Origin of the sequence: Candidatus Poriferisodalis sp., from assembly GCF_965215815.1 — a bacterium.
In the GTDB taxonomy this organism is placed as follows: Bacteria; Actinomycetota; Acidimicrobiia; order Acidimicrobiales; family Poriferisodalaceae; genus Poriferisodalis.
Genome location: NZ_CBDCEO010000001.1, coordinates 23,990 through 42,627 on the forward strand (window position 1 = coordinate 23,990; position 18,638 = coordinate 42,627).

Below are 18,638 nucleotides of genomic sequence, written 5' to 3' on the forward strand. Positions count from 1 at the left end.
GTCAAAGCGCCAGGTACAGCCGGCGGCGGTGCATCAGGCCCACCACAGCGACCACGACGAGCAGGAGCACAGCCGTGTACGCCAGATGCACGCCGGGCTCGCCGAACGGCAAGGCCCCCAGCAGCCGTGCCTCGATGGATCGATCGCCGATGTGCACATGGCTGGCGGACTGCAGCAGGAAACGTTCGAGCACAAAGACCATCAGGGCATTGCGCCCAAGCGCAATGAATGGCCAGTTCCAGTCGCGCCGCTCGCCGGGACCCCGCTTGCCAGTGTCGACAAACAGATAGATCACACAGAACACAGCAAGCGCAGTCCCCGCTGCGAGCAGCACGAACGCCGGTGTCAGCAGGCGCTTGTTGGACGGGATCCACAACGATGCTGCCAATCCGCCCACGAAGCACAGCCCGGCCAGCACGCCGATCCGGGCCAACGTCTGCAGCCGGCTCGACCGGCCGTACCGCCGCAGCAGCACACCGGCCGCATAGCCGTACAGAACCAGCGACGAAGCCGCGAGCGACGCCACGATGCCCTCAGGGTCCCACCCGGCCTGCCCAGCTCGATACACGTGGCTGGCACCGAGGATGCCTGTGTCCACGTCGAGGTACGGACTGCAGCGGCCTGGCGTACATGACATGTCGAGACCCAGGCCGTACAGCCCAATGATCCCGCTCGCGGCCACCAAGAGCCACCAGATCTTCTCCTCGCCAAGAACGGCTCTGCTCGCAAGCACCACCACAGCCGCGCCAGCCCCGGCGACGCCGATCATCTGCAAGACGCCGGTGAAGCGCAGCGTGGACAGGTCCAGCCACGAAGCGCCGTATGCGTTGTACACGAGCCCCACCGCGACCAGCAGCACCAGCCGGCGGACCAGGCGCCAATACATCGCCCGCGTCGGCGCATCCCGCAGCAGGAACGACAGGCTCAGCCCGCTCGTCACGAGAAAAGTAGGGAAGAGCCAATCAGACGCCGTCAGCCCATCCCATTCGGCATGGCGAAGCCAGGGAAAACCAGCCAGACCCGTGGCCGGCGTGAACAGCATGAGGCCCAGCACGGCACCCCGAAACGTGTCGACAGATGCGAACCGTCCACGCTTCGGTGCAATCTCAGCGCTCATGACGAGCTGAACCGCACTCGGAACGCCTGATCACGGTGAAAGAGCTCGCCCTGCCCGGAGTAATCCCCAGGCCAATAGCCAGGACCTTCGCCCCACAACCACCCATAGTTGACGACATGCGCACCAAGACGCGACGACCCAGATGTCTCGAATGCATCGTCGAAGTGCGCATATGACACCTGGGCAACTCGAGCGACGCCGGGGTCAGAGTCGCAACTTGCGGCAGCTTGATAGCCAATGTCGAAGTCTGTGTCCCACAGCGCTTCATACACCGCGAGATGGTCGTCGTGGGTATACACGAAGCAGCCGGAGTACGAGCTGTTCCAGTAGCTCGCTCCGATCAGGCTTCCGTTCGGCAAGGATTTGTTGATTCCAAGGGTCGATCGGTTGTCTCGAACCGTCTTGACGGCCCACTCGACTTCCTCGTCAGTCAAGTCGCCGTCGCCGAGGTTGAACCACACCACGGCGGCAACCTCCGAGATCCACACCTTGGCAGTGCGGTCCGAGACACAGCCCTCGGCGTCGTGCCGACAAATCGTGTATCCGAGCGAATCAAACGGGCCCTTGACACCTTCGAATGTGAACGAAGACGGCAGACCGTCGTCGCTGTCCGCCATTGCGGCGATGAAGTCGAAGAACGAGTTCTGGCGGGCTGACTCGCACGACGATGTCCACTTGCCAGCAGGCCAAGGAGAGGGCGATGCCTCCCCAGTCCCCTCGTCATATCCCGGCGAGGCGCAATAGGCGGTCTGCTCACCGATGGTCAGCATGATGAAGACCTTGTACGCATCGGGCGAGTCCTCGATCAGCGACCACGCCTGCATCTCGTCGTCGGGGTGCGGGACCACGATGTAGCTCATCTCGTCGAGGCCGCCCGCGCCCGTCGACCCGAGGCGCTCTCCCGGCGAACACCCGACCGCGAGCAGCAGCAGCAACGCACCAGTCAGGAGTGGTTTCATTGCACCTCCCCCGCTGCCCGGCTCATGAACCAACCGTACGCAGGGCGAGGCCATGACCGCAGGTGTGGCCTCATCGCACCTCTAGCCTCGGCCCGACACGGCGATCCAGTGCCGGTTGGTGGCATCGGAGGCGTCTTGGGACACATCCGGAGAGCAACATCGGCATGGGAGAACAGCTGGGGACGCAGCACAGCTGGCGCCGAACGGCGCTCGGGGCGCTCTGCGCAGCACTGGCAGCTTCAGTGCTGCTCACCCCCGCACCAGCAGCGGCACAGAGCGCAAACATCGCCATCAACCGGGTCAGCGGGTCCAGCGTCTACGAGCTTGCCGCCAACGTCGCCGGCGGCAGCTGCGATTCGAAGATCGGCTCGCACAGCGTGGCCCTGACCTCGGGAGAGAACTGGCCCGACGCCCTCGCCGGCACAGCGCTGGACCGACCCCTGCTGCTCACCAAGCAAGCGTTCCTGCCTGCGGTGACCCGCGCATACCTCGAACCGTGCGCCGAGCATCCCAGCGCCAAGGTCATCATCTTGGGCGGCACCGCCGCGGTGTCAGAAAACGTGGCCGAAGCGCTGCGCGCCATGGGCTTCCGGGTGGACCGGATCTCAGGCGCCGACCGCTACGAGACCGCCCGGCGGGCTGCAAGAACCTTCGCCCCCGATGAGCTCAGCACGGTCTATCTCGCCTCCGGGGTCAACTTCGCCGACGCTGTCGCCGTCGCCCCAAGCGTGACCAGCGACACCCCGCTCATCCTGAGCACACCCACCGAACTCCATGCCGAGGCGCGCCGATTCCTCACCGACCATGACATCGGCTCGGTGACCATCCTGGGCGGCCGCGCCGCCATCTCAGACGACGTCGAAGCGGAGATAAAGGATCTCGGCATCGAGACCCGGCGTTTCGCCGGCGCAGATCGGTACGAGACAGCGGCGACGATCGCCCGGCAGTCGTTCAGCACGCCGGGCTGCTACCCGGTAGCCGACATCGCTGTGGCCAGCGGCACGGTGCCCTACGGCGGGCTCGTGGCCGGCGCAGTGCGCGGCCCATGCCAGCCGCTCCTGCTCGCACCTCCGCCGACCAGCGCCGTGCCCGAAGCACTCGCCGCATTCGGACAGGACTGGCTGCTCGCCATCGGCAGCTCAACCCAGGCATCGGTGACCGGCATCGGCCCGTCGTCCGATGTCAGCTATGACTCGCTGGCAACCGTGGCCAGCGGCGCCGTGGTGGGTTCGGGTGCGACCGAAGCAGAGGGCGGAGCTCAGGCGTGGGAGCGAGTTGCCCCATCGGTCGTAGAAGTCCAGTGCGTCAACGAGAACGGCCGCGTCGTCCAGTCAGGGTCCGGATTCGCCGTCGGGAACGGACGGCAGATCGTGACCAACTACCACATTGCCTACCGCGGCGGCGGCCCGTGCAAGCTCACCAGGGTGTGGGTGGGCGGCACCTTCAACGAGGCGCCCCAGCGCCGCTATACGGCGACGATCGTGCGCTCGGCAAGCGAACGTGACCTTGCACTGCTCGCCTTGAGCCCCTCGGCCGGAGCGCTTCCGGCGGTGACCATCGCCACCGAGCCGTCGAAGGCAGGCGAGACCATCACCGTGCTGGGGTATCCCGGTGTGGGCGGCGCGACCCTGACGCTGACGACTGGGCGCCACTCGGGCACCGTCGAGCGGGGCGGGCAGAGCTGGATCAAGACCGACACGTCGATCGCGCCCGGCAACAGCGGGGGTCCGGCGTTCAACGACGACCGGGAACTGGTGGGCGTGCCGACCCAATTGAGCGTGTCTGTACGTCGCGGCCTCGGCATCATCGGCACGCTGGGCTTGCTGGTGCCGGCGTCGGATGTGGTGGACTTGCTTGCAGGACGGCTCGGCGAACAGGTCGGCACCGCTGCCCCCGACGAGGGGAGCTGGGAACAGGGCAACGCCGCCAATACCAAAGAGCCGTACGCCCTGCTGCGCACCAGTCCCCAACGACATTCCATCCCGTCACCGCACGATCACGTCGAGCCGGTGGTTGCCGTGTTCTGCAATGACGACGTGCAGATCGACTTCTGGGATCCGATAACTCGCCGGTTCGGCGGGCCGTTCATTGCGGGCCAGCCAGCGTCAGCCGACGCGGAGCGAATCGGCCGGGTGCCGGTGGTGTACCGGATCGGCGGCGAGGGCGCATCGTTCACGAGATCGCTGTGGTGGCCCACGTCGACGAATCGGGAGATCGTGGCCGGCGACGAGGGCTCGCAATTCGTCCGTGATCTGCGGGCCGGTTCGGGTGAGCTGAGCTTCAGCTTTACGAGCCACGACGCGGCGTCGTACACGATGGAATTCCCGGACGTCGGCGGCTTCGCCACTGCCTACGACAACCTGCAAGACAGGTGCCGTACCTTCTCGGGCTCCTAACCGCCGGGCCGGCACCGGTCATTGGGACGTCGCCATTGAGGCTGCTCTTGTCGCGGCCGCCGTCTGACGCCCGTCACGCCCCTGAGCGGCGAGTCGATACGGTCAAGACCGCCATCTCACTCGCTGTCAGGCAGCCTCGCCAACGGGTCGTCTCGCTGTCAGGCAGCCTCGCCAACGGGTCGTCTCGCTGTCAGGCAGCCTCGCCAACGGGTCGTCTCGCTGTCAGGCCGGGACCAGTTCGGTCGACTGTGGGTGCAGCGCCGCGAGCCCGCGGTCGAGCGTCGCCAGACACCCGCCGAAATGCTGAGCGAGTGCGGCCAGGTATGCGACGGTCACCTGGCGGTGCCCGATCACCCCGGCAAGCACGGAATCATCGAAGCCAATCGCGTCCGGCCAGAAGACGTGCTGAGGCAGCGATTGGAGTTGCCGCAATGCGGCCAATGCATCGCGCGCACCGAGACCCTCCCTAACGAGGAATCGCAGCAACGCTCCTTGAGTGATCGGGCACGTGGCCAACTCATCGGCGTGACCCTCGAACCACTCCCGGACTTGACGGTGGTGGACGTGATCTTCGACTGTTAGTGCGATCAGCACGTTGCTGTCGGCGAGCGCTGCCGTCACTCGTCCTCCAGTGATCGAACGTCCTCGGCCGTGATCGGCCGTCCGACACGGATGGTGGGTAGCCCCGACGCCGGCACGTCAGCGGTCTCCATCCCGGCAGGACTCAGTCCGAGCCGGACCAGTTCAGCGACGACTTGGCCCAGCGACTTGTGCTGCTGATGTGCCATCTCGCGAGCGACGGCGTGGAGATCAGCCGGGAGATCGATCGTCGTCCGCATGGCTGCATCATAACATCATGATGCAATCATGCAGTAGGTGGCCGGACCGCGGCTGTAGGTGGCCTGGGTAGGTGGCCGGACCGCGGCTGTAGTTTGCCGAGGGTGCGGCGCCTGACTTCCCTCGTGGTGTCGGTGGCTGTGGGATTCGCCAGCGTGCTGGTCATTCCGGCCAATCCGGCTGGCGCGGCTCAGACCGGCGACACGCCCGAGACCGACGGCTCGGATGTGTTGATCACCCGCTATGGCGGGGCCGACCGTTATGCCACGTCGCTGCTGATCGCTGAGGCAGTTGCCGCTGAGGCCGGCGGCTCGCTGGAGTGGGTGGTGCTGGTGTCGGGGGAGCGCTGGACCGATGCGGTGGTCGCAGCCCCGGTGGCGGGGACGCTGGGTGCGCCGGTGCTGATGTCCCCGCCGGGCGAGCTGCGGCCTGATGCGGCCGAGTTCTTGCAGCGCACCGGGGTGTCGAACGCGCTGGTGGTCGGCCCGGATGCGAGCGGTGGTGCTCACGGTCCGGGCCGCGGTGTCGCACCGGCCGTGCTCGAAGCGCTCGAGGATGCTGGTGTGTCGGCGGGGCGCGTCGCCGGCGATGACCGCTACAGCACCGGGGTCGCCGCTGCCGGACGGGTGACGCCTGGTGTGATGCCCGGGTTGGGTCGCACTGTGATTGTGGCGAGCGGTGAGGTGTTCGCTGATGCGTTGGTGGCCGGGCCGTTCGCTGCGCGTTTTGGTCATCCGGTGCTGTTGACGCCGCCGGGGGAGCTGCATGCCGATGTGGCGGGCTATCTGACGGCGAACAGCATTGAGCATGTGGTGCTGATGGGCGGCACTGCGGCGTTGTCCGAAGCGGTCGAGTCGTCGATTACCGATCTGGGTGCGGGCGTGAGACGTCTCGCCGGTGCGACGCGTTACGACACCGCGGTCAAGGCCGCCGAGCTGGTGGCCGACCGGTACAGCGCTGCGGCCGGCCGAACGTGTTTCGCCACGAGCACTATTGGTGTGGCGCGTGCCCGGGTGCCGTTCGACTCGTTCAGTGCGGCGCCGCTGCTGAGCCGCCTGTGCGCTCCGCTGGTGCTGGCCGATCCGGCGCAGATTCCCGCTGACACCGCTGCCTATCTCGATGCCGCCCGGGAAGCGAACCCAATGGTGGACCTGCGCATCTTCGGCGGTGACGCAGCCGTCTCCCAAGCCGCCATCGACGCCTACATCAGCGGCGAAGAACCCGCGGGAGACGAATCCGCGGAGGACGAACCCGCCGAAGACTCAGCCGAGCACGAACCCGCGTCAAGCGTCCTGCCTGCGGGCACCTGCGGCGGCTCCATTGACGACGAGCCCTGCCAGCTTGTGCCCTCGAGGAACGCCCAGGACCCCTCATGGTCCCCTGACTGCAGCCAACTCGTCTACGTGCAGAGCCGCGAGCTGTGGCTCATGGACAACGACGGCACCAACCGGCACCGGATCGTTCCCTACGACGGGGGCTACGTGAACTCTCCGGAGTGGTCTCCCGACGGCACCGAGATCGTGTTTGTCCGCGGCTTCGGAGTCGAAGACGGTTGGATCGGCCACATCTGGAAGGTCAATGCCGATGGCTCGGGCAAGGAGAAACTGACCCACAACGACGTCCGGGACGAGGCACCGAGATGGTCACCCGACAGTGAGACCATCGTCTTCAGCCGCCATGCAGACGGTGACCGCTACATCGCCCGGATGAATCGTGCCGGCAAGAAGGAAAAGGCCCTGACACCGGGCGGTTCGTGGGACTACACGCCCGCGTGGTCGCCCGACGGAACACGGCTGGCGTACAACTCCGGCGGGACCATCGTCATAGCGAAAGCGGACGGGAGCGATCCGGAGCCAGTCATCTTTGACGTGTCCGCCTACGGCGGGCTGTCGTGGTCGCCCGATGGCAAGCGGCTCGCCTTCGCGCGTGCCGCCAGCCTGGAAGAGCAGATCTTCATCGCCGACGCCAGCGGTCTCAACGAAGAGATCGTCTTCGTTTACCAAGGTCACTTGCGGGCACCCCGCTGGTCACCCGACGGGCAGTTGCTGGCCTTCCACACCATCGGCGGCGACAGCAGTCACCTCGTCTATGTCGCTGGCGCGCGTGGAGAATCCGTCCAGACAGCTGGGTGCGCGCCCGAGCACTTCGCGCACGGCATTCCGGGCTTCGGGTCTTGGGATGTGCTCGCTGCTTCGACGGGAACGCTGCGTATCGCAGTGTTCTTTGTCGACTTCGACGACGCGCAAGCGACTCACACAACTCAAGAAGAAGCCAGCAGCAGCCTGGAGTACGCCGAGACCTATCTCGAGGCGATGAGCTACGGCGCGCTGGATGTCGAGTTCGTCGTGCTGCACCAATGGCTGCGAGCCCCTCACACCGTCGAGGAGAACCCGCAGAGTCACGGGGATCACCTCTTCGAAGCAGACGGCGAGGTGACGTCGCATGCCGTCGAGCTGGCCGCCGACAGCATCGATTTCTCGACGATCGACGATGTTCTGCTGGTGTTCCCCAGCACCCATTTCGAAGGCGGCAACACGGTCGATCCTGTCGAGATCGAGAGTGCGAACGTCCCGGTCGCCTGGGTCAACACGTTCCCACGGCCGGATCCGATCGAGCGGCGGCTCTGGGGAGGGGTGGCGGCCCACGAGCTGGCACACAATCTCGGACTCCTCGACCTGTACTTCTACGGTGACACTGCCCTGCCCGAGCCGCCCGAAGGAAAGACCTGGGTGTCGGACGAATGGGGGCTGATGCTGATGAACGTGCACTACCTGGCCGACGAGGATCATCCCGGCATCGAGGCCACCGAGCAACAACCCGGCGCAAGCCCGACGACCTGGCCATACCCCTGGCTGGGGCCGCGCGAGATGTTCGCGTGGCATCGTTGGCTCCTGGGTTGGCTCGACGAATCGCAGGTCGACTGCGTGACCCAAGACAGTGTGACGACCTACTTGTCGCCGATCGCCGATCCTGGCTCGGGAACAGCGATGGCTGCGATCCGCCTGCATCAGAACGAGGTCCTCGTGCTGGAAAGCCGCCGGGAGCAGGGATACGACGCCGATCGGCAGGTCCCGCATCCCCATGGCTGGCCGAGCACGGAGCCGAGACTCATCGAAGAGGGCGTGCTCGTGTACACCGTCAGCGCCCATCCCAGTTTGAACAGGCTTCCGGTCAGGTTCGCCGTCGACCCCGAAGGCACCCAGTTGCTCGACAGCGACCCGATTCTCGCAGTCGGAGAGTCGATCACAGTGCGTGGGTACACCATCACGGTCACGGCCGACGACGGCGACACCCACACGGTGTCCATCACCCGCAACGACTGAGCCGCCGCCCGGCCCGCCGAGCCGTTCGCCGCAACGGGCGGCAACGAACACGATGCAGCCGCGAATACCGCCGAAACTTGGGGGGATTCCGGCCGATGGGTGCCACTGTCTGCGAGGCGAGGCACGGTACCTTGACCCTCGGGCCTCGTGGCCTCTTCGGGCACTGGCTGCGACGCGAGCTGCCCGCAGCAAGGCACCGCTGACCCCCCAACTTGCCCGTCAATGACGTACCAGGAAAATGACCGAAAGACGCGCGCAGCGCATGGCTAAAGTCCGCCGTGCCCACCCACAAGTTCGTAGGAGCCCCAGATGAACGAGCGACCGCTGCCTTCCGCTGTCCATAGCGACCCCGCAGACCGTGCCGGCAAGCGAGCGCGATCTCGAAGCCGTTCGCGCGTGGGTCGGGTGCTGATCGCGCTTGCTGTCGCTGCGAGCGTGCTCGCCGTGGCACCGAGCCCGGCGCAGGGTGCCGCCGCAGAAGTCGACGTGCGGCGGCTCGAGGGCAGCACTCGCTACGAGACCGCTGTGGAGATTGCCGAGACCTTCGTCGACCAGGTGGAGGGCGATTCCAGCCGGTTCACGATCGACACCGTCATCCTCACCTCGGGCGCCAACGAGCACTTCGCGTACGCGCTGCCGGCGCCGGCACTGAGCCGTCGGTATGACGCGCCGCTGCTGCTGACCGAGCCCGACGATCTGCCCACTGCGGTCACCACGTTCCTGACCCGCTACGACGTTGCGACGGTGTTCATTCTGGGCGGCACAAGTGTCGTGTCGAGTGCCGTGGAGCGCGACATCGACGCCATCAGCGGCGTTGAGGTCACCCGCATCGACGGCGATGACGAATACGCCACGGCGGTCGAAGTTGCAGAACGCGTGGGGTCCTCGCCCGGCACGCCCGGCGAGTTCCCCGGCGAAGGCCGCACGGCATTGCTGGCCACCGGCGAGGAGTTCGCCGATGCGCTGGCTGTCGGGCCGCTGGCCTACCGCGGTGAACATCCGATCCTGCTGACGCGCAGCTCCGTCCTGCCGAACTCGGTCGAGTCGTTCCTGAATTCCAGCAACACCGAACATGTGGTGATCCTGGGCGGCACCGCTGCGGTGAGCACCGGCGTTGCGCGCGATATCACCGATCTCGGCATCGAAGTGACTCGCTGGTCCGGATCTGACCGGTTCGCCACAGCGGTCGAGATCGCCGAGGCACTGCTGAACATCGACACGCCCCAAGAGTGCTTCGACGGCTCGGAGATCGGCCTGGCCTACGGCTGGCTTTCTCCCGATGCGATCGTGAGCGGCCCGCTGCTGGGCGAGATATGCGCTCCGCTGCTGCTGACCGAGCTCGATTCGCTGCCAACAGTGGTCGAGCGTTTCTTGGAGTCCGATGACTTCGTGACCGGCGACGTCGACGGCGAACTGCGGTTCACCGTGTTCGGCGGGCGCGCTGCGGTCGGCGAGCGGGCGGTCGCCGATGCCGAGGACGCAGCGCAGCTCACCAATCTCAACGCACGCATCTTCGCGACCGAGGGCGGCTGCTACTTCACCGTCACGTTCAACGAGCCGGTGCTGACCGACGACGCCGGCGACATCACTAACTACCTTGAGGGCAACACGCCGCTGGATGCCCAGGATGCGACGGTGGACGCCGGCAGCGGTCGGACCACGACCGAAGCCGTGGTGACGTTCGTGGGCGCCACCAGCGCCTCAGGCACCAGCGTGCCGACGGGCTGCAACACGCCGTTGCGATCCCGCGATCGGGTCGGTGTCGTGGGCGGCGAGATCGAAGCAGCATCAGATCGCCGCACCGTGTCACGTGTCGAGTTCTTCGTGGATGCAGACCGTGACCGCCCGCAGCTGACCATGATCGCTCCCGAGGGAAGCGACATGGTGTGGGTCGAGTCCAACGAGCCGCTGCAAGCGGCCGACATTGAGGTGGTGTTCGAACGCAGCCGCGATCCCGATGTGTCCGTGGAAGTCTCGGTCACTGCCGGCGCCACGATGTTCATCATTGACGTGCCCGTCGAACTCGGCAGCGAGCTGACGGCTCGGGACCGGGTTTCGATCGGCAGCGACGAGGTGGAAGACCTCGCCGGCAACGGCAATCGATCGCTCAGCCGCACAGTGGTGCGTGACAACACCGCGCCAAGGGTGAGCCGAATCACCGTGACCCAGGCGACACCGCGTGAGCGCACGTCCGTGACACTGAGGGCACCCGACGACCATGGCGTCAGCCAGCCGTCGATGTCGATCACGGCGAACGTCGGCTCGGCGGCCGACGGTGCCGCCGGCAACGAATGGACCTTTGAGCTGATCGAGCGCAGTGGCCGGCCCAGCAGCTGGACGTCGTCGCAGGTGATGTCGGTACAGATATCGAGCGTGAACGAGCGGATCGTGGTGACCATGCTGGACGAGGCCCGCATCGACGACCTCGTCGATGGCCTGAACCGCAACACGACCTTCCGGAGCCTGTTCACCGCCGCGACGCTCGGCAACTACGGCGGCAGCGACCCAGTCGAAACGAGCGGCCGCGTGTTCCTCGAAGGCGGCAAGAGCACGGTCGACCTGACAGTGCTGTGGACCGAGCCGGTCCAGGGCTGCAACGCGGCCGCGGATCCGGTGGCGCCCCGTCTCATCGAGATTGACGTCGACGCCGACGGCTCAGACGACTTCGCGCTGGACGGTTATGCGTTCGGCAACAGCGACATTGAGTTCATCGCGGGCGACCGGCAGCCAACCTCGATCATTGCTGGCGAAGCAAGCTGCGACACGACGACGCCGGGGGCCCGCTCGGGCACCCTCGTCGCCCGGGTTCAGTCGTCCGACATCGACGAGCTGCCCAGCACCCGCTCGGAAGCCAACATCCGCTCCGGCGCAGCCACCGACCTCGCTGGCAACGTCAACACCCGCCAGTCCGAAGTGGTGCTCAAGCGCCCCTGAGCCGCGTCAATTCAGCTTGGTGATCTGCACCGTGTGCGTGTCGCCGTCATCCGCGGTAACGGTGATCTCGTAACCCTGCACAGTGATCGACTCGCCAACGGCCAACACCGCGAAGTCGGCGACTTGACCGTTGCCGGTGTCACCGGCGACCTTGATCGGCAAGCCGCCCTCGCTGATCCAAGCGTCGACGGTGTAGATCAGCACGCCGATGCGGAGTGTGCCGGTCGTCGGCAGGTGTTCCCTGCTCCGCGGGAATCCAATTGAGAATCCCTGCTTTCTCTCGGGCCGGCAATCCGCTGCCCGGCGAACTGGCTCGTCGCCGGCGCCTGTGACGAATGCCCGATGCTTCCCGTCGCTGGCATCGGATTCCTCGTGCGGGCGGACACGAAGAAGCCGGCGTTGTCGGTGTTCGCACCCGCCGGTGGTGACACTGTCTGGGTGCGCTCCAGTGAGCCTTTGCAAGCCGCGAGCGTGAAGGTCACGTTGACTCGGGGCCGCAGCCGGCTCACTGTTGACGCCGACGTTTCGCGCGGTGACACCGAGTTCGTGGTGACGTTCGCCTTCCCGGACCACGGCAGCTACGTGGCGAAAGATCTTCCCTTCACCGAGCCTCCGGCGCTGCATCCCGGCGACAAGATCTCCATCGCCACCAAGAAATTGACGGACCGCGCGGGCAACCAAAATGCCGCGGTGACTCATACCGTGGCGGCTCCGGACGGCAACGAATGGGCCGTCGAGCGCACGGCGGCGTGCGACCACAGCTGGACCCTCGCCGACGGCACCCTCGTCGCCCGCCTGTCCGCTTCAGCACCGGCTGCGCTGCCACACAGCGGCTCCGCAGTCGTCGTGCGGGCCGGCGCCGCACGCGACCTGGTGGGCAACCCATCGCTGTCCCACCGAGTCGAGGGATTTGCCATCGGAGACAGCGGCTTCGGCTGATCGCGCTGCCGGGCGCCGCCCAACCTCTGATGGAACCCAAATGTGACAGCAAGGGTCTGACAGGGGTGCTGTAGCATCATTCGTATCGGAGGCCCCTGCGCCTTCCCCTTTTGCCATGGCTCTACGACTTGAAGATCGAGATCTGGTCATTGCGTACCAGGCCGGCGACGACGAAGCGTTCGCCGAGCTGGTTCGTGAGTACCGGCCGCAATTGCTGGGTCACGCGCGCCGCAGTTTGGGTTGTCCCGAGATGGCGGAAGACGCTGTGCAAGAGGCGTTGGTACGTGCGCTGCGGGCGATGCCACGCTTCAACGGCAACTACCGGGTGGGGCCATGGCTGCACCGGATCCTGTCGAACGTCTGCAGCGACGAGGGCAATCGCCAGCGCCGCGAGGGCGAGAAGGTCCAGCGCTTCGGGTCGAACGACAAGGCGCTGACGCAGGCGCCCAATACCGAGTCCGAGCTGGGTCTCGACATCGACGATTCTGAACTGCTCGACGCCATCGACGGCTTGTCCGAGCAGTACCGCGAAGCGCTGATGCTGCGCTTCGTCGACGAGCTTTCGTACGAAGAGGTGGCCGAGGCTGCCGGAGTGTCCGAGGACAACGCCCGGGCTCGCGTCTCACGAGCGCGCAACGCCGTTCGGGCGGCATTGCGCCTGGCTGCTGTGGCTCCCGTGGCGCTGATCGGGCTTCTGCGGCGAGGCGAGCGGGCAGCTTCCGCGTTGTCGGCGAGTTCGCCAGGCTCAGGTCGCTCTGCACTGCACTCGGCGATGCCGCTGCTGTCCGAGACCGCTCCGATGGCCTCCCGAGCGGCTGCGGCGACGGCGAACGCTGCAACAACCGGCGTGCCGATCGTTGCGAAGGCGGCGATGGGGCTCGGCCTGGCCACCGCAGTTATCGCGCCCACCGTCGACTCGCCGGTGCATCGGGCTGCCGAGCGGGTGCTTCCCGACTCGGTCATGGACGTCTTGACGCCTTTCGCTGTCGAGGTGCCCGCGCCCGATGCCCCCGTCGTCGTGCCCGCTGCTGCCGCCGTCACCGATGCCGAAACGTCGTCGGCTGCGGCTGCGGCTGCGGCTGGGGCTCCGGCGATCGTCGAGATCGTCGATTCGGGCTCAACCGAGAACTCAGCGGCGAGCGAGACACCTGATGACTCGGCGAGCGCCTCCGCGTCTGGTGCTGCCGCGTCGCCTGCCAGCGACGCCGCAGCCCTCAGCGACGCCGAGACGACAGAAGATTCCTCGGCGGCGACCGCATCGCAGGCAGGCACCGAACCGACCGTGTCGACGGTCACGATGGCGTCCGCCGACGACGTTGCACTCACCTTCGTCTCCGCAGGCGCCGATCGTTTCGATGTCAGCGGCGCGCTGACCCTGACGCTGACAACCACCACAACCACGACGGATGGCAACGAGATAACCGAGACGGTGACCACATCGACCGAGTCGATCAACGTCGTTGCACCCAGCAACGCCTCGCTGTCGGCGGCCGATCCGTCCGATCCTGAAGCTCAGCAGCGCTTCAGCGCACTGCTGGTGCTGGCACCGAGCGACGGAGACAACGTTGAGATGCGTCTGGCGGCGCGTGGCTCCGCGGTCGATGGCTCGCTGCCGCTTGAGGGAGTGTTCACGGCGACGCCCAGTGAGACGTTGCCCCTAACTGAGCGCGGTTCGCTGTCGGGCACGATGGTGCTCTCTGGCGACGGCACACCGCAGTCGCTCACACTGACACTCGGTCCGTGAACCCCGGGCGTTGGGCCCTCTCGGCGCAGCGGAGACGCAGCGCCGACCTAGAAGCGCGCCACAGGCGCGGCTCGTTTCGTCGGGCTGTCGCGGCATTCCTGCTGTTCGCCGGCGTACTGGCAGTCGCTTCGGTCAGCGCTGCCGAGCCCAGGTCAGTGGCTGCAGGTCCCGTCGCGCCGACGCAGTGGCCCAGTTCGTTCCTCGCCGCCCCACAGATTGAAGGTTGGCCGAACGCCTTGCGCATCTTCGGCGGCGACCGCTATCAGACATCGCTCGCGTCTGCCCTCGTCATGCGGGGCCAGGGCGACTTCCCCTTTGAGACATCCGATCCCTCTTCGGGCGGTGTGCGAAGCCTGAGCCAGGCCAACGGCTGGTGGGGCTTGGGCGTGTGCCCGAAGGCGATCATCGTCACTGCCGGCGACTCACCCGCCGACGCGCTCGCAGCCGCAGCGCTCTCTGATTCCACGGGTCATTCCACTGAGCCGTACCTGCGTCGCTCCTCGGCGGCAGATCCGCTGTTCGACCCGCCGGGTGGCTTCGCCCGCGTCGACACGTTTGCCGCGCCGATCCTGCTGACTCCGTCGGCCCGCTCGGGTGCCAGTGCGCTGGCGGTGCCGGTGCGCTTGGCGGCACAGGACCTGCGCTCGGGCGGCTGCAACACGGCCCGGCAGGCCATCATCGTGGGCGGTCCCGCTGCGGTGGCCCCACAGGTTGAAGCCGAGCTCGTGTCGATCGGCTACGCCGAGGTGTTCCGCGTCAGCGGTGCGACTCGTTTCGGCACCGCTGCTGCGGTGGCGTCGGCGCTGGGCACCGCACCCGTGCCTTCCGGTGCCAGCGGATGTGCCGACCCCTCCGCCGCTGACGGCACCGCCACGATGGGGTTCTGGGCCAACTCCGTGGTCGAGTGGCGAGAAAGCCCCGAAGAGTGCCGGCTGCTCGGTCGCACCGTGGTGCTGACCGATGGCATCGACGGTGTGGATGCCATCGCAGCGGGGTGGTGGACCAGCTTCTGGCAGGTGCCGGTGCTGCTCCACGACGGCTCTGACGAGCTGCCCACCGAGACTGCGACCGCGCTGAGCTTGCTTGAGGTGGACAACATCATCGTGGTGGGCGGTTTGGAGCGCTTGTCCCAGCCAGCGGTGCGCGCCGCTGCACGATTGGCGCGAGCGAACACGATCCGAGTGTCTGGATCCGACCGCTATGCCACCAGCGTGGCCATGGCCGAACGACTCGGCGGCTGGTGGCCGACGGGTTCCGGTCACGATTTCGCATCGTCGATGCTGTGCGTGGTGGCGTCGTCGGGCAGCGGCCGGGGCGCCCGGGGCTGGGCCGATGCGCTTGGGGCAGGTCCCTGGTGCGGTGCGGCAACCGGTGCTGCGGTCGGCGCGCCGCCGCGGATGCTGCCGCCAGTCAACGTCGCGCAGCCTGCTGTTGTCACAGCTGCGGGCCTGGCCGCCGCGGGCACCGACGGGGCAGGTACGGCCAAGACCGGTGAGCAGGTGCGGCACCGTCCTACCCGCGATGCGGTGCCGGTACTGCTGGTGCCGGCCGGCGCCGATCGGCTGCCGGACTCGGTCGCTGCATTCCTGCTGGACGCGTTCGCGGCATCCGAGCTGTGCGAGAGTCAGGCCGATCCGGTGGCCTACGCCAAAGCGCTCGCCAACGGCGTGTGCCCGATGCCGGGCTTTGCTGTTGCGTTCGGCGGCGACTCGGTGATCACGCCTGGACTGCTGGGCGAGCTGTCCGCTGCGCTCGGCGGCAACATGACGTCGTCGCAACCGAACGAGCCGGTGCTGATCGGCGCGCAGACACCTGATCCGTTCTCGCCTTACGGGGTCCAGGCGACGCCCGGCGTCGAGTTCGGGGTTGGCTCGTTTGCGACGTCGTTGTCGATGGCGCCGGTGTTCCACTACGACGACGGCGATGGCGTGCAGATGTGCATGCCCCGCGGCACCTTCGCCGATGCTCGCTGGCTTGTTGCCGAGACGAACGGCACTGCCGCAGCCGTCGAAGTTCCCCAGAAGGGCTGGTATCTCGCTGATGCCGACGGCGTCGCCCGATCTGTGGGCAAGGGCGCTCCAGCATGCGTTGACGTCGGGGAGACAGGGACGCTCGCGGCGCCGTTGCTTGCCCGCTCGGTAGGGCCGAGCGGCGTGGCGTCAGATTCGCTCATGCTTGTCGCAGATGCGAGCCGACATTTCGCGCTCACCGGACCGATCAGCGCCAACGAGCCTTCCAGCATTGGCACGCCCAGCGAGGTTGATCCTCCCGAAGGCGGCCACACACGCTGGTTGTTCCAGACAGGTGCCGTCACCGATCGGGCGATGCTCGGCAACCGTGCCGAGTCCATCGTCGACACCCGCATCGTGCTGCACCTGTATCGCGGTACGGCCGTCGCGTCGGCCAGTTCGCCCAGCGCCGTCCCCGACACGTTCACCGCCAACTGGCACATCCGGACCGAGCGCGGGACGCTCATCGGAACCGCCCACGGCGAGGCGCTCCTCAGCGCCGGCGTGTGGCACTTGCGCGGCGCCGCGGTGCTCACGATGGGTACTTGGGCCTCGGCGGTCTACGGGCCGCCGTCACCGGCGATCAGCGATGAAGGCCCGCCGCCCATCCGCGGCGCCGGCACGCCGTTCGATCCGCTCCGCGTCGGCACGTCAGATGCGTACGGAGCGGGCGGCTTCTCCGCCACGCTCACCGTCAATTCTGCCGGCACTGCAGACGACATCCTTTCCTGGCGCCCCGAGGCCTACATCAACACCCTGACTGCGCCCTAGTTAACGCCTCAGGCGTTCTTGATGAGCAGGCCGCCGTCGACGGGGAGGATGGCGCCGGTCATGTATTGGCTGGCGGGGAGGCAGAAGTTGAGGGTGCCGTGGACGACTTCTTCGGGCTCGGCATAGCGGCCGACAGCGGTGCGGCGCTTGGCGAAGATCGTCTTGTGCTCGGTGGGGATGTCGGAGGTCATCGCCGTGTTGATCGGGCCCGGGCAGATGCAGTTCACCGTGATGCCTTCGCGGCCCAGCTCCACCGCCAGCGACTTGGTGAGCCCGATCACACCGTGCTTGGCGGCCGTGTAGGGCGAGCCGAACTTGGTGGCGCCCCAGCCTTCTGTGGAGGCAATGTTCACAATGCGGGCGGCATCTGACTGGCGCAGGTACGGCAGCGCGGCACGGATCGTGCGGGTGTGCGCCGTCAGCAGCACTTCCACCGAGATGGCCCAGTTGTCCTCGTAATCGTCCGAGTCGATGGGCGAGAACCGTGAGATGCCAGCGTTGTTGATGAGATGATCCAGCCCGCCGAACCGTGCCACCACCTCGTCGGTGACCTGCTGCACCCGGTCGGCATTCGCCACATCCATCGTCCAGCCCGCGGCCGATCCGCCGGCGTCGGTGATCTCGGCCACCACCGCGTCCACCTCGGCCTGACCCAGGTCGGTCACCGCAACATGCGCGCCTTCGTCGGCGAACAGGTGAGCGGTCGCTCGTCCCTGCCCGGCGCCAGCACCAGTCACCAGCGTCACCCGCCCCTCAATAGACCGGCTCAACGTCGACAGTCGTCTCGTCGTTCCCACTGGAACCTCCTTCTCGATTGCGATTCAGGTCAGCCGGTGGCCCATGCCGAGCCGCCGTCGATCTTGAGCACCGAACCGGTCGTGTAGCTCGACGCCTCCGAAGCGAAGTACAGCGCAGCGCCCACCACCTCGTCGGCTTCGCCGCCGCGGCGCAGGGCGATGTCGGTGGCGGCCCGCTTGTTGAAGGCGTCCATGTCCCATGCCTTGGAGATGTCCGTCAGGAACGGCCCCGGCATGATGCAGTTCACCCGCACTCGGGGGCCGTACTCGCGGGCGAACGATGCCGTGATGGCGTGGACGCCGGCCTTCGCAGCGCCGTACGCCGTCTCGTTGGGCGTCGGCATAACGGCTGACACCGAGCTCACGTTGATGATCGAGCCGCCGCCCGCGTCGTACATGCGCTTGCCGAACACTGCCGAGGCCCGGAACGGCCCCTTCAGGTTCACGTCGATCACCTTGTCGAACAGCGCCTCGCTGACGTCGAACAGCGACGGGTACAGCGGCGACAGCCCGGCGTTGTTCACCAGCACCTCGCAATGCCCGAACTCGTCGTAGACGCGATCGCACAGCTCGTCGCACTGTTCCCAGTAGCCGACGTGACATGCCACCGCGAGGGCTCGCTGGCCCGTTGTGGACCGCACCTCGTCGGCAACTTCGGCGCAGTTTTCGAGCTTGCGCGATGCGATGACCACATCAGCGCCGGCACGGGCGTACGCCAGCACGATCTCTCGGCCCATGCCCCGCGACCCGCCGGTCACCACTGCCACCCGGCCGGACAGGTCGAACAGCTCTGACGGCGTCTGCGCAGCCAT

13 protein-coding genes are annotated in these 18,638 nt (G+C 66.9%); 6 read left to right on the forward strand and 7 right to left on the reverse strand.

Translation table 11 applies throughout. From position 1 onward, the window contains the following. Position 1: 1 nt before the first annotated feature. Positions 2-1,117 (reverse strand): hypothetical protein, encoded by a 1,116-nt coding sequence (locus ACOOHB_RS00125; RefSeq protein ID WP_420442801.1) that lies wholly within the window; start codon positions 1,115-1,117, stop codon positions 2-4. Then, complete coding sequence (locus ACOOHB_RS00130; protein WP_420442802.1) at positions 1,114-2,076, reverse strand: hypothetical protein; 963 nt, start codon at positions 2,074-2,076, stop codon at positions 1,114-1,116. Before ACOOHB_RS00130 ends, ACOOHB_RS00125 begins: the two co-directional genes overlap by 4 nt. Positions 2,077-2,240: 164 nt before the next feature. Here ACOOHB_RS00130 and ACOOHB_RS00135 point away from each other — a divergent pair, with 164 nt between their 5' ends. Then, positions 2,241-4,472 carry a cell wall-binding repeat-containing protein gene (locus ACOOHB_RS00135; RefSeq protein WP_420442803.1) on the forward strand — a complete coding sequence of 744 codons (2,232 nt, stop codon included), beginning with the start codon at positions 2,241-2,243 and terminating at the stop codon, positions 4,470-4,472. A gap of 222 nt (positions 4,473-4,694) precedes the next feature. Here the strand turns inward: ACOOHB_RS00135 and ACOOHB_RS00140 are convergent, their stop codons facing one another. Together ACOOHB_RS00140 and ACOOHB_RS00145 are read right to left on the reverse strand one after the other, a co-directional pair. Further along, positions 4,695-5,093, reverse strand: a complete 399-nt coding sequence (locus ACOOHB_RS00140) for a TA system VapC family ribonuclease toxin (RefSeq protein WP_420442804.1) — start codon at positions 5,091-5,093, stop codon at positions 4,695-4,697. Further along, positions 5,090-5,311, reverse strand: coding sequence for an antitoxin (locus ACOOHB_RS00145; RefSeq protein WP_419921782.1), 222 nt, complete (start codon positions 5,309-5,311; stop codon positions 5,090-5,092). The genes ACOOHB_RS00140 and ACOOHB_RS00145 overlap by 4 nt, the downstream gene beginning before the upstream one ends. 102 nt (positions 5,312-5,413) lie before the next feature. On the opposite strand from ACOOHB_RS00145, the gene ACOOHB_RS00150 reads away from it, so the two are divergent. Continuing rightward, the gene (locus ACOOHB_RS00150; RefSeq protein ID WP_420442805.1) at positions 5,414-8,632 is read left to right on the forward strand and encodes a cell wall-binding repeat-containing protein; all 3,219 of its coding nucleotides are present in this window, start codon (positions 5,414-5,416) and stop codon (positions 8,630-8,632) included. A 309-nt stretch (positions 8,633-8,941) separates the two neighbouring features. Continuing rightward, positions 8,942-11,566, forward strand: a complete 2,625-nt coding sequence (locus ACOOHB_RS00155; protein WP_420442806.1) for a cell wall-binding repeat-containing protein — start codon at positions 8,942-8,944, stop codon at positions 11,564-11,566. A gap of 6 nt (positions 11,567-11,572) precedes the next feature. Here the strand turns inward: ACOOHB_RS00155 and ACOOHB_RS00160 are convergent, their stop codons facing one another. Then, on the reverse strand, positions 11,573-11,770 hold the full coding sequence (locus ACOOHB_RS00160) for a hypothetical protein (protein WP_420442807.1): 198 nt from the start codon (positions 11,768-11,770) through the stop codon (positions 11,573-11,575). Between the two features lie 138 nt (positions 11,771-11,908). Here ACOOHB_RS00160 and ACOOHB_RS00165 point away from each other — a divergent pair, with 138 nt between their 5' ends. The 3 genes from ACOOHB_RS00165 (at position 11,909) to ACOOHB_RS00175 (ending at position 17,029) form a co-directional block, all read left to right on the forward strand. After that, positions 11,909-12,505: a hypothetical protein gene (locus tag ACOOHB_RS00165; RefSeq protein WP_420442808.1), complete on the forward strand. Its 597-nt coding sequence runs from the start codon at positions 11,909-11,911 to the stop codon at positions 12,503-12,505. Between the two features lie 115 nt (positions 12,506-12,620). After that, entirely contained in the window at positions 12,621-14,249 is a 1,629-nt protein-coding gene (locus ACOOHB_RS00170; RefSeq protein ID WP_420442809.1) for an RNA polymerase sigma factor, read from the forward strand. Next, positions 14,246-17,029 (forward strand): cell wall-binding repeat-containing protein, encoded by a 2,784-nt coding sequence (locus ACOOHB_RS00175; RefSeq protein ID WP_420442810.1) that lies wholly within the window; start codon positions 14,246-14,248, stop codon positions 17,027-17,029. The genes ACOOHB_RS00170 and ACOOHB_RS00175 overlap by 4 nt, the downstream gene beginning before the upstream one ends. Positions 17,030-17,037: 8 nt before the next feature. On the opposite strand, the gene ACOOHB_RS00180 is transcribed toward ACOOHB_RS00175, so the two are convergent. Together ACOOHB_RS00180 and ACOOHB_RS00185 are read right to left on the reverse strand one after the other, a co-directional pair. Next, a complete protein-coding gene (locus tag ACOOHB_RS00180; RefSeq protein ID WP_420442811.1) occupies positions 17,038-17,826 on the reverse strand; it encodes an SDR family NAD(P)-dependent oxidoreductase in 789 nt (262 codons plus the stop codon). Between the two features lie 29 nt (positions 17,827-17,855). After that, complete coding sequence (locus ACOOHB_RS00185; protein WP_420442812.1) at positions 17,856-18,638, reverse strand: SDR family NAD(P)-dependent oxidoreductase; 783 nt, start codon at positions 18,636-18,638, stop codon at positions 17,856-17,858.

Bases quoted from the DNA above. Each gene is read 5' to 3' on its own strand.
- ACOOHB_RS00165 (WP_420442808.1), top strand. From the start codon at position 11,909: ATGCTTCCCGTCGCTGGCATCGGATTCCTCGTGCGGGCGGACACGAAG.
- ACOOHB_RS00130 (WP_420442802.1), bottom strand. From the start codon at position 2,076: ATGAAACCACTCCTGACTGGTGCGTTGCTGCTGCTGCTCGCGGTCGGG.
- ACOOHB_RS00155 (WP_420442806.1), top strand. From the start codon at position 8,942: ATGAACGAGCGACCGCTGCCTTCCGCTGTCCATAGCGACCCCGCAGAC.
- ACOOHB_RS00170 (WP_420442809.1), top strand. From the start codon at position 12,621: ATGGCTCTACGACTTGAAGATCGAGATCTGGTCATTGCGTACCAGGCC.
- ACOOHB_RS00185 (WP_420442812.1), bottom strand. From the start codon at position 18,638: ATGGCTGCGCAGACGCCGTCAGAGCTGTTCGACCTGTCCGGCCGGGTG.
- ACOOHB_RS00145 (WP_419921782.1), bottom strand. From the start codon at position 5,311: ATGCGGACGACGATCGATCTCCCGGCTGATCTCCACGCCGTCGCTCGC.
- ACOOHB_RS00125 (WP_420442801.1), bottom strand. From the start codon at position 1,117: ATGAGCGCTGAGATTGCACCGAAGCGTGGACGGTTCGCATCTGTCGAC.
- ACOOHB_RS00135 (WP_420442803.1), top strand. From the start codon at position 2,241: ATGGGAGAACAGCTGGGGACGCAGCACAGCTGGCGCCGAACGGCGCTC.